The organism is Bordetella genomosp. 12, assembly GCF_002261355.1.
In the GTDB taxonomy this organism is placed as follows: Bacteria; Pseudomonadota; Gammaproteobacteria; order Burkholderiales; family Burkholderiaceae_B; genus Bordetella.
Map to the genome: position 1 here is coordinate 973383 of NZ_NEVU01000001.1, position 14214 is coordinate 987596.

At 65.8% G+C, this 14214-nt stretch carries 15 protein-coding genes; 8 read left to right on the plus strand and 7 right to left on the minus strand.

What is annotated here, in order from left to right:
• Position 1: 1 nt before the first annotated feature.
• Positions 2-883 carry a branched-chain amino acid ABC transporter permease gene (locus CAL22_RS04555; protein WP_094810772.1) on the minus strand — a complete coding sequence of 294 codons (882 nt, stop codon included), beginning with the start codon at positions 881-883 and terminating at the stop codon, positions 2-4.
• Between the two features lie 97 nt (positions 884-980).
• Positions 981-2135, minus strand: a complete 1155-nt coding sequence (locus CAL22_RS04560) for an ABC transporter substrate-binding protein (protein WP_094810773.1) — start codon at positions 2133-2135, stop codon at positions 981-983.
• Between the two features lie 435 nt (positions 2136-2570).
• Between CAL22_RS04560 and CAL22_RS04565 the strand changes: the two genes are divergently transcribed.
• A complete protein-coding gene (locus CAL22_RS04565; RefSeq protein WP_094810775.1) occupies positions 2571-3860 on the plus strand; it encodes an O-acetylhomoserine aminocarboxypropyltransferase/cysteine synthase family protein in 1290 nt (429 codons plus the stop codon).
• A 38-nt stretch (positions 3861-3898) separates the two neighbouring features.
• On the opposite strand, the gene CAL22_RS04570 is transcribed toward CAL22_RS04565, so the two are convergent.
• Complete coding sequence (locus CAL22_RS04570; protein ID WP_244193776.1) at positions 3899-4396, minus strand: hypothetical protein; 498 nt, start codon at positions 4394-4396, stop codon at positions 3899-3901.
• Between the two features lie 164 nt (positions 4397-4560).
• Here CAL22_RS04570 and CAL22_RS04575 point away from each other — a divergent pair, with 164 nt between their 5' ends.
• The 7 genes from CAL22_RS04575 (at position 4561) to CAL22_RS04605 (ending at position 9995) form a co-directional block, all read left to right on the plus strand.
• Positions 4561-5517 (plus strand): LysR substrate-binding domain-containing protein, encoded by a 957-nt coding sequence (locus CAL22_RS04575; RefSeq protein ID WP_094810777.1) that lies wholly within the window; start codon positions 4561-4563, stop codon positions 5515-5517.
• Positions 5518-5645: 128 nt separating this feature from the next.
• Positions 5646-6113 carry a 2,4'-dihydroxyacetophenone dioxygenase family protein gene (locus CAL22_RS04580; protein WP_094810778.1) on the plus strand — a complete coding sequence of 156 codons (468 nt, stop codon included), beginning with the start codon at positions 5646-5648 and terminating at the stop codon, positions 6111-6113.
• Positions 6114-6144: 31 nt separating this feature from the next.
• Positions 6145-7098 carry a Bug family tripartite tricarboxylate transporter substrate binding protein gene (locus CAL22_RS04585; RefSeq protein ID WP_244193777.1) on the plus strand — a complete coding sequence of 318 codons (954 nt, stop codon included), beginning with the start codon at positions 6145-6147 and terminating at the stop codon, positions 7096-7098.
• A gap of 63 nt (positions 7099-7161) precedes the next feature.
• Positions 7162-7893, plus strand: a complete 732-nt coding sequence (locus CAL22_RS04590) for an SDR family NAD(P)-dependent oxidoreductase (RefSeq protein WP_244193778.1) — start codon at positions 7162-7164, stop codon at positions 7891-7893.
• 184 nt (positions 7894-8077) lie between these two features.
• Positions 8078-8695: a DUF4198 domain-containing protein gene (locus tag CAL22_RS04595; protein ID WP_167383550.1), complete on the plus strand. Its 618-nt coding sequence runs from the start codon at positions 8078-8080 to the stop codon at positions 8693-8695.
• A 105-nt stretch (positions 8696-8800) separates the two neighbouring features.
• Positions 8801-9421 carry a helix-turn-helix domain-containing protein gene (locus CAL22_RS04600; RefSeq protein ID WP_094810782.1) on the plus strand — a complete coding sequence of 207 codons (621 nt, stop codon included), beginning with the start codon at positions 8801-8803 and terminating at the stop codon, positions 9419-9421.
• Positions 9422-9446: 25 nt separating this feature from the next.
• Complete coding sequence (locus CAL22_RS04605; RefSeq protein ID WP_094810784.1) at positions 9447-9995, plus strand: GNAT family N-acetyltransferase; 549 nt, start codon at positions 9447-9449, stop codon at positions 9993-9995.
• A 30-nt stretch (positions 9996-10025) separates the two neighbouring features.
• Here CAL22_RS04605 and CAL22_RS04610 read toward each other — a convergent pair whose 3' ends face one another.
• The 4 genes from CAL22_RS04610 to CAL22_RS04625 form a co-directional block, all read right to left on the minus strand.
• A complete protein-coding gene (locus tag CAL22_RS04610; protein ID WP_094810785.1) occupies positions 10026-11015 on the minus strand; it encodes a Bug family tripartite tricarboxylate transporter substrate binding protein in 990 nt (329 codons plus the stop codon).
• 49 nt (positions 11016-11064) lie between these two features.
• Positions 11065-12240 carry a mandelate racemase/muconate lactonizing enzyme family protein gene (locus CAL22_RS04615; protein WP_094810786.1) on the minus strand — a complete coding sequence of 392 codons (1176 nt, stop codon included), beginning with the start codon at positions 12238-12240 and terminating at the stop codon, positions 11065-11067.
• Positions 12241-12323: 83 nt separating this feature from the next.
• The gene (locus CAL22_RS04620; protein ID WP_094810787.1) at positions 12324-13235 is read right to left on the minus strand and encodes a LysR family transcriptional regulator; all 912 of its coding nucleotides are present in this window, start codon (positions 13233-13235) and stop codon (positions 12324-12326) included.
• Between the two features lie 5 nt (positions 13236-13240).
• Positions 13241-14158 (minus strand): LysR family transcriptional regulator, encoded by a 918-nt coding sequence (locus CAL22_RS04625; protein WP_094810788.1) that lies wholly within the window; start codon positions 14156-14158, stop codon positions 13241-13243.
• Between the last annotated feature and the right edge of the window lie 56 nt (positions 14159-14214).

Sequence of the window (14214 nt, forward strand, 5' to 3'; positions counted from 1 at the left end):
CTTACGCCTTGCGTTGAACCACTTTGCCGAACAGGCCCTGCGGACGCACCAGCAGGATCAGGAACAGCAGGCCGAATGCCACCGCATCGCGCATGGTCGAGCCGATATAGGCGACCGACAGCACCTCTGCGAATCCCAGGAAGAGACCGCCCAGCATGGCGCCACGAATATCGCCCATGCCGCCGAGGATGATGACCGCGATGCCCTTGTGCAGCATGGGCTGGCCCATGAGCGGAAAGAGCGCGTTGGAGTACAGGCCGATCAGCACGCCCGCCACGCCGCCCAGGGCTGCCGCGGCGAACGAGGTGGTGATGAAGAGTTTTTCGACGTTGATGCCCAGCAGCCAGGCGGCCTTGGGCGATTCGGCGATGGCGCGCAGGGCGCGGCCGAATTGCGTGCGGCGCATGACGAACATGAGCACGGCCATCAGCGCGAAGGACAGAAAGATGATGCCCAGTTCGATGACGGTCAGGTGCAGGCCGGCGATCTCGATGACTTCCTCGGGCACGGTGCCGTGCGGGAAGCGCATATTGCCGGCGCCGAAGATGCCCTGTGCGGCGTTATTCAGGATGATGCCCACGCCGATGGTGGCGATCATCGGGATCAGGTGGGGCGCATTGCGCTTGCGCAGCGGCTTGAGCACCAGAAAATCGATGAGTACACCGGTCAGGCCGGCGACGAAGAAGGCGACGATGAGCGCCAGCCACAGCGGCAGGGCGAAAAGCTGTACCACGGTCAGGGCCGCGTAGGCGCCCACCATGAACACGGCCCCGTGCGCCAGGTTGATGACGCCGAGCACGCCGAAGACCAGTGTGAACCCCAGCGCAAAGAGGGCGTAAACGCTACCCAGAGAGAGCGCGTTGACGAATTGTTGTTCCAACATAAGGGACTTCCCAAATCAAGCGCCTTGCGGAGGATTGTGTCTTCCGCAAGGCGCTGTGCTTCCCGATAGAGAGGCGGCTTACCGATAAGGCGGCAGCTTACTTCTCGATGACGTACTTGCCGTCCTTGGTGACGCTGATGATCGGCGCCTGGTCGGCGTCATAGCCAGCCGGCTTGCCCGCGCGGTCGTTGGCCTGGCGGAACTTGAAGGGGCCGGTGGCGCCGGTCCATTGCACCGAAGGCAGCGCGTCGCGCAGCGCGGCACGATCCTTGGGCAGGTCGCCGGTGAGCTTGGTGTTCTTCAGGGCCTGGGCGGCGATGTACATCGCGTCATACGACTGGGCCGAGAACTGATCCGGCGCGTTGCCGAACTTGGCCTTGTAGGCGTCGATGAACTTGGTGTTCTGCGGCGTCTTGTTCTCGATGGACCAGGGGCTGCCGATCCACAGATTGTTGGACGCGCCGCCCGGAGCCAGTTCGAAGATCTTGACCGAGTTCATGCCGTTGCCGCCGATGACCGGCACATTCAGGCCCAGCTGGCGTGCCTGCACCATGATGGGGCCGCCTTCGGCCAGCAGGGCCGACAGCACGATGGCGTCGGGATTGGTGCCCTTGATCTTGGTGAGCTGGGCCTTGAAGTCCACGTCGCCCTTGGCGAAGGTTTCGGTCGTGGTGACCGGAATCTTCTGGTCTTCGAGGGCCTTCTTGAAGTTGTCGTAGCCGCTCTTGGTGAAGACGTCGTCGTTGCCATACAGGACGGCGACGTTCTTCAGGCCGGTCTTGGCCTTGACGGTGGAGATGGTGGCCGGCAGCACGTCGGCTTCGGTGACCGAGTTGCGGAATACATAGTTGCCGATGGAGGTGATGCCATCGGCGGTGTTGGAGGTGCCGAAGGCCACGGTCTTGGCGGCCTGGGCGATCGGGTCGGCGGCCTGGGCGGAGTTCGACAGCGTCGGGCCGAAGACCATCAGGACATTGTCCTTGAAGATCAGTTTCTTGAAGACGTTGATGGCTTCTTCTTTCTTGCCTTGTTCGTCTTCGACCACCAGCACCAGCTTATTGCCATTGATGCCGCCGGCGGCATTGATCTCGTCGGCAGCCAGCTGGAAGCCGTTGCGGATCGAGTTGCCGTACTGCGCGGCGCCGCCGGACAGGGCTTCGGCCACGCCGAGTTTGATATCGGCGGCATGGGCGGCCGGGATGAGGCCGGCGGCGGCGATTGCGACCAGCAGTTTCTGGGGCTTGAATTGCATATTGAGTACCACCCTCATTGTCTCGAATAGCTAATAGGGATCCGGCCGAGTCGGGCCCAGCCTGGAGATCGAAGGCGCGGCAGGCGCGGATTTTCGATCAAGAGCACGAAGAATACCTGTTTGATCCCGGGGTATATCGGATCTCGCTACTAAAAGTTGCCGTTGGATGTAGGTTTTTCGCAAAAATAGCCGCAAACCTAGGGTAAACCCGCAATATTATTGTGCGTTCAGCCGGAATGACAGCGGGGATACCGCCGCGGCGGCCGGGCTACGGCCCTATTATTTCAAATTGTGACGAGACGATGCGCCGTCGGCCCGCCGCCTTGCGCCCTCGCATATCGATATGCCGGCGTCAGGGCTGGCGGACGTTTTCCGCACGCCTACAATCGCCCTCGAGGCTGGCCCGATCAGCGTGAGCACAAGGAGGAGCAAGACATGAGTACATCCCCCCCATGGCGTCTGGAGACCATCGCCGTGCATGGCGGCTACCGACCCGACCCCACCACGCGGGCCGTTGCCGTGCCCATCTACCAGACGGTGGCTTATGCCTTCGATGACACGCAGCATGGCGCGGACCTGTTCGACCTGAAGGTGCCGGGCAATATCTATACGCGCATCATGAACCCCACCACCGATGTGCTGGAGCAGCGCGTGGCCGCCCTGGAAGGCGGTATCGCCGCGCTGGCGCTGGCTTCCGGGCAGGCGGCGGTGACCTATGCGGTGCTGACCATCGCCGAGGCGGGCGACAACATCGTCTCGTCGAGCACGCTGTATGGCGGCACGTACAACCTCTTTGCGCATACGCTGCCGCAGTACGGCATCACGACGCGCTTTGCCGATCCGCGCGACCTGAGCAGCTTCGAGCGGCAGATCGACGCGCGGACCAAGGCGATTTTCGCGGAATCCGTCGGCAATCCGCTGGGCAACATCACGGACATCGCCGCGCTCGCGGCGCTGGCCCATCGCCATGGCCTGCCGCTCATCGTCGACAACACCGTGCCGTCGCCCTATCTCTTGCGGCCCATCGAGCACGGCGCGGACATCGTCGTGCAGTCGCTCACCAAGTATCTGGGCGGCCACGGCACGAGCCTGGGCGGCGCCATCATCGATGCGGGCAAGTTCCCGTGGGCGCAGCACGCGGAGCGCTTCAAGCGCCTGAACGAGCCCGACGTCAGTTACCACGGGGTGGTGTACACCGAAGCCTTTGGCGCGGCGGCCTATATCGGCCGCGCGCGCGTGGTGCCCTTGCGCAACACCGGTGCGGCCATTTCGCCTTTCAACGCTTTCCAGATCCTGCAGGGCATCGAGACCCTGGCGCTGCGGGTGGACCGCATCGTCGAGAACGCCGTCAAGGCTGCCGGTTTCCTGCAAGGCCACGCCAAGGTGGAGTGGGTCAACTACGCCGGCTTGCCGGATCATCCCGACCACGCGCTGGTGCAGAAGTACCTCGGGGGCAAGGCGCCGGGCCTGTTCACCTTCGGGGTCAAGGGCGGCCGCGAGGCGGGCGCGCGCTTTCAGGACGCCCTGCAGCTATTTACGCGGCTGGTCAATATTGGCGACGCCAAGTCGTTGGCCACGCATCCGGCCTCGACCACGCACCGGCAGCTCAATCCCGAGGAGCTGGCGCGCGCCGGCGTGCGCGAAGAAACCGTGCGCCTGTCCATCGGGATCGAGCATATCGACGATCTGATCGCGGATCTGGACCAGGCATTGGCCCAGGTCTGAGTCTTGCGCAGGGGCCCGGCGGCGGTCGCGCCGGGCCGTCATTTAGAGAGTTTGAAGGCCTGGTTCATGGCCTCGGTGACGTAGGCCTGCAAGACGGGCGTGGAGCGCGCGCGCATGTCTTCGCCGATGTCCTGCTGGTGCGCGGCGAGCTTGGGGGCTGCCGCCGAGGCCTGGCCTTCGCGCGCCAGCGAGGCCAGTTCGGCTGCGCTGAAGACGCTGGCGTAAGCCGTGGCCAGATGGGCATTCCATTGGGGCTGGTATTTGGGCAGGGCCTGCCTAAGCTGCTGGCGCACCAGCGCGCCGGCCTGTTCCTGGCCGAGGCGCTTGACGAGGACGGCGTAGGTCGAAGTGCGGATGGCGACCTGCGCGCCCAGGGCCGCCAGGTTGTCGCCCAGATGGCGTTGCTCGACCAGGGCCAGGGCCGCGGCCTGGCTGTCTTGCGCGTGCAGCGGCGCGGCTGCGGCAAGCAGCAGGGCCAGGCAGGCGGCGCGCGTCAGAGCCAAGCGGTCGCGGCGCCGGAAAATAGCAGGGAACATCGCATGCGCGGTCATTTGAATGGGGCGATAAAGTAGCAGAGCCCGGGTTGCCGCGCCATGAGCATCAGTACTGAGTGCCCGGGCGCCGTTAGCGCGACCCGCGGTGAGGCCGGGCAGGTGAGGGATAATCGGGCTCCTTGCCACCGATCAGGTCCGCCCGCGCGATGGAACTTCGCCAGCTCCGTTATTTCATCCGTATCGTCGAACTGGGTTCGATGAGCCGTGCCGCCCTGGAGCTGGACATGGTGCAGTCCGCGCTCAGCCAGCAGATCAGCCGGCTCGAGGGCGAACTGGGGGCGCGCCTGCTCAAGCGCAACCCGCGCGGCGTGGAGCCGACCGAAGCCGGCACGGCGTTTTTTCGCGAAGCCAAGCTGACCCTGCGCCATGCGGAGCAGGCCATGCGCAGCGCGCAGCAGCCGCGCTTGACGGGCAGCGTCAGTATCGGCCTGCCCGCGACCACCGAGTCCATGCTGGGATTGCCGCTGATCTCCGCCTTGCGCGGCCGCTTTCCCGATGTGCGTCTGCACATGGTGGGCGGCATGTCCGGCATGCTGGCCGACATGCTCAATGCGCGCGCGCTGGACATGGCGATCCTGTTCGACCTGCGCGGCCGGCAAAGCGTGTTCGCCGGGCGCAATTGGACGGTGCGCCCGCTGTTCGAGGAAGAGCTGTTCCTGATCCGCGCGCGGCGCCGGCAGGGGCCGGCCTTGCCGGCCGAGGTCAGGCTGGGCGATCTGGGCGGCGAGCCCCTCATCCTGCCGACGGTGGGCCACGGCCTGCGTTCGGTGCTCGACGCGGCGTTCACGCGCGCGCAGGTCCAGCCGCGCATCGCGCTGGATGTCGACTCCCAGCCCATGACCATGGCCGCGCTGGCGGCCGGCCTGGGCGCGGTGATTCAACCCTGGGCCGTCATGGGCAGCGTCAAGGATGCCGCGCAGCGCTTCGAGTGGGCGCGCATCCAGGATGAGGATGCGCTCAGGATCAATCTGCTGTGCAGTCTCAAGGAAGAGGATCTCTCGCCGGCCGCGCTGGCCGCGCGCGCCGTCATGGCGGAATGCATCCGGCAGTTGATCGGCGACGGCATTTGGCAGGGGACGCGCCTGATCCATCACAAAAACTGATGGCGCCATTTCCGAACCGGGGTATATAGGGCCCGGGCCGCTTCCTACACTGCCCGCTCCGATCATCAGAGCAGCAGAAGGGAATCGTGGAGCAAATCAAACCCTATACCGGGCCCCAGGAAAGACATATGTTGCCGGAGTTGTTCGTGCCCGACGTGCTCGCGGCCGACGACGACCGGCTATGGGTCCCCAATGGCGAGAACCGCTGGTCCAGGCCGCTGTGCCTGAATCTGTCGCAAGGCTATTGGGTCCATCTCACCCGCTTTCGCGGCCGCGGCTTTCTGTCGCGCCACCGGCATCCCGCGCCGGTGCATGCCTATGTCATCAAAGGATCGTGGCGCTATCTGGAGCGTGACTGGGTCGCACGCGCCGGCTCTTATCTGTACGAGACGCCGGGCGATATTCACACCCTGGTCGTGGACGAAGATCAGGACGAGATGATCACGCTCTTTCAGAACCACGGCGCCATCACGTACTACCGGGAGGACGGCAGTATCGAGAAAGTGGTCGACGCCTTTTACTACGCCAATCTGGCCGAGGCGCATTTCGAGAAAGTCGGGTTGGGCAGAGACTTCGTCAAGCACTTCATCCGCTGAGCGCGACGAACAATAAAAACGAGGAGACATTATGAAGACCATCATCAAGGGATGGCTGATCAGCGCCTGTATGGCCTTTTCGGCGCACGCGGCCTATCCGGAAGGCCCGGTCAAGCTGATCGTGCCGTTTCCGCCGGGCCAGACGACCGACATCATCGCGCGGGCTTTCGCCGAAGAGCTGCAGAAGGAGCTGCAGCAGCCCATCATCGTCGAGAACCGCGCCGGCGCGGGCGGCATCATCGGCACCGAGGCGGCCAAGCGGGCGCCCAACGACGGCTACACGGTGCTGTTTACCTCGGGCGGGCCGGCGTCCATCAACGAGAGCCTGTACAAAGCCATCCCGTATCACACGCTCAGCGACTTCGACCAGATCGCCGTGCTGTATGAAATGGCGCAGGTGCTGATCACGCGGGCCGATATGCCGGCCAACCGGGTCGATGAGCTGGTGGCCTATCTGAAGAAGAAGCCAGGCACCAATTACGCCTCGGGCGGCATCGGGCTGACCAACCACCTGACCATGGAGATGTTCAAGCGTTACGCCGGCGTGGACGTGCTGCACATTCCCTACAAAGGCGCGACGGCGGCCCTGACCGGGCTGATCGGCGGCGACGTGGATCTGATGGTGGAGTCGCTGCCGGCGGCCAAGCCGCATCTCGATTCGGGGCGGCTGAAAATCATCGCCACCGGCTCGGCCAAGGGCCTGGCCGGTTATCCGGCGGTGGAGACCGTGGCCAAGTACTACCCGGGGTTCAATGCCACGACCTGGGTGGCGCTGATGACGCCCAAGGGCGTGGCGCCGGAGATCCTGGACAAACTGCACAAGAGCACGCAGGCTGTCATCAAGACCGACAAGTTGCAGAAGCTCTTTCGCGAGAACGCCGCCGAGCCGATGGCGCTGTCGCGCGCGCAATCGCAGGACTACATCGCCGCGGAAATCGCCAAGTGGAATGCCATCATCAAGGAAGGCAATATTTCCGCCGATTGACTCCCGATGCCCGTCGGCGGGCGGGCATCGATTCCCGTCAAGCACAACTCAGTGAGCACACACATGGATGAATTCGCCGGTAAAGTCATTGTCATCACCGGAGGGGCGCGCGGCCAGGGGCTGCTCGAGGCCCGCATGCTCATCGAGCGCGGCGCCAGCGTCGTGATCGGTGACGTGCTGGAGCCGGAAGGCCGGCAGGCCGAGCGCGACCTGGGCGCGCGCGCGCGTTTCGAGCCGATGGATGTCACCCGCGAGGCGGACTGGCGGCAGGCGCTGGCGGTGGCGCAGGAACTGGGCGAGGTGCATGGTCTGGTCAACAATGCCGGCATCTATGATCCGCAGCCCATCGCCGGCACGACGGCGGAGAATTTCGAGCGCCATTTCCAGGTCAACCAATTGGGCGCCTTTCTCGGGATGAAGGTCTTCGCCGAACATCTGCGCGCCCGTAAAGGCGGCAGCATCGTCAACATCGGCTCGGCCGCGGGCATGCGGGGTTCGCCCAATTCCTTTTCGTACTGCGCCACCAAATGGGCTTTGCGCGGCATGACCAAGGCCCTGGCCGCCGACGTGGGGGTCGACAATGTGCGCGTCAATTATGTGGCGCCGGGGCCGGTCAATACGCCGATGATCCAGTTCCGGGGTGAAGCGGCCAATCGCCAGCGGGCGGCCGAGGTGCCGCTGGGGCGGCTGGCGGAGGCCGAGGATGTGGCGCCGACGGTGGTGTTTCTGTTGTCGGACGCCGCCAAGTACATCACCGGCGCGGAAGTCATGATCGACGGCGGGCTGTATCTCTGAGCCGGGCAGGCGGCGCTTCGCGCGCCGGCCGCAATACCGGCATGATGCACAGGGGCTTTGGTTCGTGGGCCAATCATTAATGATTATAATTTTCATCCTCGATCGGCCATAAGTCGGCCATCGTGCCCATGAGCGGCCGTGCGTCGGGGCGCGCCGCGACAACATCACCAAAAAGGAAGGCAATATGCGCATCATCAAATCCGTGGCAGCGCTGGCGCTGCTGGGCTGGACCAGCATGGCATCGGCTCACTTTGTGTGGCTGGAGCCGGCTGGCGAGAACAAGGTCCGCGCCTATTTCGGCGAATGGGCCGACGATCAGCGCGAAAAGACGGATGGCTTCCTGGGCAAGGTCGTGGTCGAGCCGTCGGTCAACGGCAAGAAGGTCAAGCCGCTGGCCACTGGCGCGGATTACTTCGAATTCGAAGCGCGCGGCGATACGCGTCTGGGCCAGCCCGTGCTCTTCAAGGAAACCCTGGTGGACTACAACGCCCGCCTGGGCCGCGACGACACCAAGGCCCTGCTGCCCCTGGAGATCGCGCCCACGGCAGCGGGTGGCAACACCTTCGTGCTGACCTTCGAAGGCAAGCCCCTGGCCAAGACCGAAGTCACCGTGTTCGGCCCGCCCAAGTGGATGAAGCAATTCCACACCGATGAGGCTGGCAAGTTCACCATCGAGACCCCCTGGCCTGGCCAGTACGTCCTGGAAGCAGGCCACCTGGTCGAGAAGAACGGCCAGCACGACGGCAAGCCGTTCACCAAGACGCGCTTCGTGACCACGCTGACGTTCGAACGCGCCAAGTAAGCCGTTTCGTCCCGCAGGCGGATAACGCCCGGCGCCTTGCGCGCCGGGCGTTTTTGTTTGGCGGGCGGGTGAGGGTTGTCTATTTTGATGGATAATATATCTATTATGATGGATATCACGAGCCCCCCCGACGACGCCGATGCACAGGATGCCGCCGCCGGCGTCAACGCGCGCATCGCTCAGCGGGTGCGCGAGCTGCGCGCCGCACGCGGGTTGTCCCTGCAGGCCCTGGCCGAGCGCTGCGGCGTGAGCCGCTCCATGATCTCGCTGATCGAGCGCGGCGCGGCCAGCCCCACCGCGGTTGTGCTGGATCGCCTGGCCGCGGGGCTGGGCGTGGCCCTGGCTAGTCTGTTCGACGCCGGCCCCCCGGGCGGAGGACCCTTGCGGCGGCATGCCGATCAAGCCCTCTGGCGCGACCCCGCTTCCGGTTATGCGCGCCGCTCGCTGTCGCCCTCGGGCGGGTCTTCAGCCCTGCAGTTGGTGGAAGTGACGTTCCCCGCCGGCGCGCGCGTGGCGTATGACATCGCGGTGCGTCAGCCCGCCTTGCAGCAACAGCTCTGGATGCTGGCGGGCAGCATGGACATTTTGCTGGGCGAGGCGCGCTTTCAGTTGCGCGCCGGCGATTGCCTAGCCATGACGCTGGACTGCCCCATCGTATTCAGCAATCCGCAGCGCACCCCCGCCCGCTATCTGCTGGCCACGCTCGATCCGCTTGCCCCACCATGACCGTCCCTACCTGCCGGAGCCTCTGATGAGCGCCTCTACGCCGCACGAAGATGTGCGCCTGATCGAATGCACGGAGGCCGAACACGCCGCCGCGATTCTCGACATCCTCAACGATGCCATCGTCAATTCGACGGCCCTGTATGACTACGTGCCGCGCCCGCCGTCCGCCATGACGGCGTGGTTCGCGGCCAAGCGGGCCGGAGGCTTTCCGGTGCTGGGCGCGGTCGATGCGCAAGGCCGCCTGCTGGCGTTTGCCAGTTGGGGGACTTTCCGCGCCTTTCCGGCCAATAAGTACACCGTGGAGCACAGTGTGTATGTGCAGCGCGACCAGCGTGGCCGGGGCCTGGGCGCTTTGTTGCTGCGCGCCTTGATCGCGCGGGCGCAGCAGGCCCAGTTGCACGTGATGGTCGGTTGCATCGACGCCAGCAACGCGGGCAGCATCGCGCTGCACGAAAAACTGGGCTTTACCCATTCCGGGACGCTGCCGCAGGTGGGGTTCAAGTTCGGCCGCTGGCTGGATGCGGCCTTCTATCAGCGGATTCTGCCCACGCCGCAGGAGCCGCGCGACGGTTGAGCGCAGCCCGCGGCCGCGCGGGCCGGGAGCTCAATCGATGCGGATGCCGTGCTCGCGCGCAATCTTGCCCCAGCGCTGGATGTCCGCCAGCCAGAAGGCCTGGAATTGCGTGCGTGACATTTGCTCGGGCTGCACGCCAGCGCCGTCCCAGACCTTTTTGAGTTCGGGCGTTTGCAGCGCCTGGTCGATGGCCGCATGCATGCGGTCCATGATGGCCGGCGGCGTGCCGGCCGGCGCCATGACGCCGTACCAGCTCGAGACCGCGAAGCCGGGAGCGACCGTTTCGTTCAGCGTGGGCAGATCCGGCAGGGCGGGGGCGCGCGCCTGGCTGGTCACGGCGATGGCGCGCACCGCGCCAGAGCGGGTCTGCGCCAGCGCCAGCGGCATGGTCTCGAACATGAGGTCCACCTGTCCGCCCAGCAGGTCGCTCATGGCCGGCGCGCTGCCGCGGTAGTGCACCGCGACGGCCTTGACGCCGGTCAGCGCCTTGAACCATTCCATGCTCAGATGCTGCAAGGTGCCCGGGCCGCCGGTCGCGTAATTCGCGCTGTCGCCCTTTTGCTTCATCCACGCCACCAGCTCCTGGGGCGTGTTGACGGGGATTTTCTTGTTGACGATGACGACGTTGGGCGTGGTGCCGATGCTGGCCACGCCCACCAGCTCGCGCTCGGGTTTGAACATCAGGTTGTGATTGACCGTGGCGCCGATGGCGTGATGCACCGCGCCCATCAGAAAGGTGTAGCCGTCGGGGGTGGCCTTGGCGGCATAGTCCGCGCCCAGCATGCCGCCGGCCCCGCCCCGGTTCTCGACGATGACGGTCTGCCCGAGAATGGCGCCGAGTTGCGTGGCCAGCGGCCGCGACAGGATGTCGAGCGAGCCGCCCGGCGCGGCCGGCACGATCAGCCGGATGGGCTGCTGCTGCGGCCAGGGCGCGGCCTGCGAACTACAGGTGACCGCTGCAGCGAAGAGGGCGGCCAGCCAGCCGCGTGCCCGGTTCCCCTTGGGGCGAATGCTTTGCATGTTTGTCTCCCGCCGCGTCATGGCACGGCTTTTCGTGGATGGTGGGTGGTCAGTGTTTGCCGTGGCCGCGCGACAGCGGGCGCCGGGCGATGTCCTGGATACGCTCCCAATCGGGGGTGAAACCCAGCCCGGGCGTGTCGGGCAAGGGCAGCCAGCCGGCTTCGGGTTGCGGCAGACCTTTGAAAATCTGTTCGCAGACCTTGACGGCGACGGTGTGGTACTCGATGAATCCGCCATGCGCCAGACCGGCGTGCAGAGACATGTTGTGAAACGGCCATGCCCCGCCATTGGCGATGGCGATGTTGCAGGCCTGGGCCATGCCGGCGATACGCAGGCATTGGGTGTAGCCGCCCGTGATGACGACATTGGGCTGAGCGATGTCCACCGAACCGGCGCGGAAGAAATCGGCAAAGCGCGACGCCAGGCCTTCGTTCTGCCCGGCCGCCAGCGGCATGGGCGCACGCTGGCGCAGATCGGCCAGCGCCTGGACGTCGTTCTGCGTGAGGGGCTCCTCGAAGAAGGCGATGTCGCAGTCGGCCAGGCGCTGGGCCAGCATGCGGGCGTGATAGGCATCCAGGCTGCAATTGGCGTCGATGCATAGCTCGACATCCGGTCCCACGCGGTCGCGCACGGCGCGCACGCGGGCTTCATCCTCGCGGATCAGCTCGGCCAGCGGGCGCGGTTCGTCACGGCGTTGCAGGCCGTGGTTGCCGACGGTCATCTTCAAACGCGAGAAACCGCGTTCGACCCATTGCGCGGCGGCGTCGGCCAGTTGCTCGCGGTTCAGGAAGTTGAAACCGAAGGTGGCATAGACGGGCACACGGGCGCGCGCCGCGCCCAGCAGGCGCCACAGCGGCAGGCCGAGGCGCTGGGCCTTGAGGTCCCACAGCGCGATATCGATGGCCGCGATGGCATGGCTGGCGTAGCCGCTCTGGCCGCGCGGGGAGAGCAGCCAGTAGAGCTTGTCCCACAGTTTTTCGCTGTCCATGGCCGACTCGCCGATCAGGGCATCGGCGGCGATGTGTTCGATCGCCGCGGCGACGACTTCTTCTTCGGTGATGGCGGTGAAACCGCAGCCGCTCAGACCGCAGGCCGTGTCGATGCGCACCAGCACACAGGACAGATTGCTGCGTTTTTCGCCGCCGGGCACCGGCATGGCGACGTCGATATTCAGGGGGATGGCGGACACCCGTGTGATGTCCATGTCCGCGCCGATCTGCTGCATGATTGTCTCCGTGGTGGGCTTTCCGCGTTATAGGTCGCGCCGAGCGCCGTGGACAATCGCGATTTTCTCAAGCTGCTTTCGACTTAGGTTAAAGCAGGGGCGGTCAGCAGATGGGCGATGAGCGCCTGCGCGCCGGGAGAGGGTTCGCGCTGCTGCGGCCAGCCGAGCATGAGCTGGCGATGGGCCCAGGCGTCGCTGAGCCGGATCTGCCGCAGGCGCCCCAGCGTCACATAGGATTGCGCCACGCGGGCCGGCACGATGCCCACGCCGATGCCGCTTTCCGCCATGCGGCAGACGGCGTCGAAGCTGGTGACCTGGATGCGCAGCCGCAGGCTGCGGCCGGCTTGCGCGGCGGCGCGCTCCATCTGCGTGAGGATGGCCGTGCCCCGGTACAGGCCGACGTGATCGTGCTCCAGCGTCTGTTCGAAGCGCAGGGCGCCTCGGCCGCGCGCCAGGCCGTGACGCGGATGCGTGACGCAGACCAGGGTGTCGGCGCGGTAGGGATGGCAATGCACGTTGGCGGCCGCATAGCCGCCGTCGAACAAGCCCAGGTCGGCCCGGTCGGTCTGCAACTGCTCGACCGCCGAGCGGCTGGTGTGTTCTTCGAGTTCGATGCGCACGCGGGGATTGCCCTGCATATAGCCGTGCAGGTCTTCGGGCAGAAACTGCACGATGGCCGCCGAGTTCGCGACGATGCGCACGCGGTCCTCGACGCCGCTGGCATAGTCGCGCAGGTCTTCTTCCATCGCGCCGGCCAGCGCGGCCATGCGCCGCGCGTGCGCGATGAAGATTTCGCCCGCCGGCGTGGGCTTGACGCCGCGCCGGTGGCGCAGCAGCAGGGCCATGCCCACGCGCGTCTCCAGGTCGCTGATGCGTTTGCTGGCGGCCGCCACCGAGAGGTGGCTGCGCGCCGCGCCGGCGCTGATGCTGCCCTGGTCGGCGATGGCGATCAGCAGGCGCAGGGCGGCGATGTCGAGTTGGGACAGGGCGCTCATCGTGGTCACAGGTCCTGCAGGGCCAGCACGATCTGTTCGGCGAACCATTGCACCGCCGGCTGGGAGGCATGGTAGGTGTGGATATGCACACGGACCTCGAACTCCGGGATGTCCACCGGCAGATCCATGCTGCACAGCTGCCCGTAGGATTCGAACACGCGCGCCACGCGCATCGGCAGAGTCGCCAGCAGGTCGCTTTGCGCGATCAGCCCCGGCAGGATGGTGAAGTGCGGAATGCGCAGGGCGATCTTGCGATGGATGCCCTGGGCGCGCAGGGTGTCTTCCACATGCTGGTGCGCGAAGAAGGGCGAGGTCACCAGCACATGGCGCGCGGCCAGAAACGAGGGCAGCGTCAGGGACCGGCTCGACGCGGCGGGGTGGCTTTGCGCCATCAGGCAGACGTAGTGTTCGCGAAACAGCAGGCGGTTGTGCAGCTTCTCGTGCAGCATGGGCAGATTGCCGATCGCGGCGTCGACTTTGCTGGCGGCCAGATGTTCGATCAGGGTGTCGACCGGCACCTGGACGACCTCCAGATCCGCCAGCGGCGCCACTTTGCGCATATGCGCCACCAAGGGCGGCAGAAAGCACAGCCCGCCGATATCCGACATCGCGACGCGAAAGCGCCGCGTCGTGGTGGCCGGGTCGAAGGGGCTGGCCAGCTCCTGCGTGCTGTCGATACAGGCCAGGGCCTCCTGGAAGGCGAGGTAGATCTGTTCGGCGCGCGGGGTGGGCGCCATGCCACGGCCATCGCGCACGAAGAGCGCGTCGCCGTACGCCTGCCGCAGTTTCGCCAGCCCGTAGCTGACCGTCGGCTGGGTCAGGGCCAGGCGTTCGGCCGCGAGGCTGACGCTGCGGGTTTCGAACACCGCCGTCATGAGGCGCACGAGATTCAGGTCGAGGCGAGCCTCGGCGGGGGTATCCATGGCACTGTCTCCGTGGCGCCTGGCGCCTGTTTTTATTTATCGATGACATCGATATG

Coding starts and splice junctions, on each gene's coding strand:
- CAL22_RS04555 (WP_094810772.1), bottom strand. CDS start 883: ATGTTGGAACAACAATTCGTCAACGCGCTCTCTCTGGGTAGCGTTTAC.
- CAL22_RS04560 (WP_094810773.1), bottom strand. CDS start 2,135: ATGCAATTCAAGCCCCAGAAACTGCTGGTCGCAATCGCCGCCGCCGGC.
- CAL22_RS04565 (WP_094810775.1), top strand. CDS start 2,571: ATGAGTACATCCCCCCCATGGCGTCTGGAGACCATCGCCGTGCATGGC.
- CAL22_RS04570 (WP_244193776.1), bottom strand. CDS start 4,396: ATGTTCCCTGCTATTTTCCGGCGCCGCGACCGCTTGGCTCTGACGCGC.
- CAL22_RS04575 (WP_094810777.1), top strand. CDS start 4,561: ATGGAACTTCGCCAGCTCCGTTATTTCATCCGTATCGTCGAACTGGGT.
- CAL22_RS04580 (WP_094810778.1), top strand. CDS start 5,646: ATGTTGCCGGAGTTGTTCGTGCCCGACGTGCTCGCGGCCGACGACGAC.
- CAL22_RS04585 (WP_244193777.1), top strand. CDS start 6,145: ATGAAGACCATCATCAAGGGATGGCTGATCAGCGCCTGTATGGCCTTT.
- CAL22_RS04590 (WP_244193778.1), top strand. CDS start 7,162: ATGGATGAATTCGCCGGTAAAGTCATTGTCATCACCGGAGGGGCGCGC.
- CAL22_RS04595 (WP_167383550.1), top strand. CDS start 8,078: ATGCGCATCATCAAATCCGTGGCAGCGCTGGCGCTGCTGGGCTGGACC.
- CAL22_RS04600 (WP_094810782.1), top strand. CDS start 8,801: ATGATGGATATCACGAGCCCCCCCGACGACGCCGATGCACAGGATGCC.
- CAL22_RS04605 (WP_094810784.1), top strand. CDS start 9,447: ATGAGCGCCTCTACGCCGCACGAAGATGTGCGCCTGATCGAATGCACG.
- CAL22_RS04610 (WP_094810785.1), bottom strand. CDS start 11,015: ATGCAAAGCATTCGCCCCAAGGGGAACCGGGCACGCGGCTGGCTGGCC.
- CAL22_RS04615 (WP_094810786.1), bottom strand. CDS start 12,240: ATGCAGCAGATCGGCGCGGACATGGACATCACACGGGTGTCCGCCATC.
- CAL22_RS04620 (WP_094810787.1), bottom strand. CDS start 13,235: ATGAGCGCCCTGTCCCAACTCGACATCGCCGCCCTGCGCCTGCTGATC.
- CAL22_RS04625 (WP_094810788.1), bottom strand. CDS start 14,158: ATGGATACCCCCGCCGAGGCTCGCCTCGACCTGAATCTCGTGCGCCTC.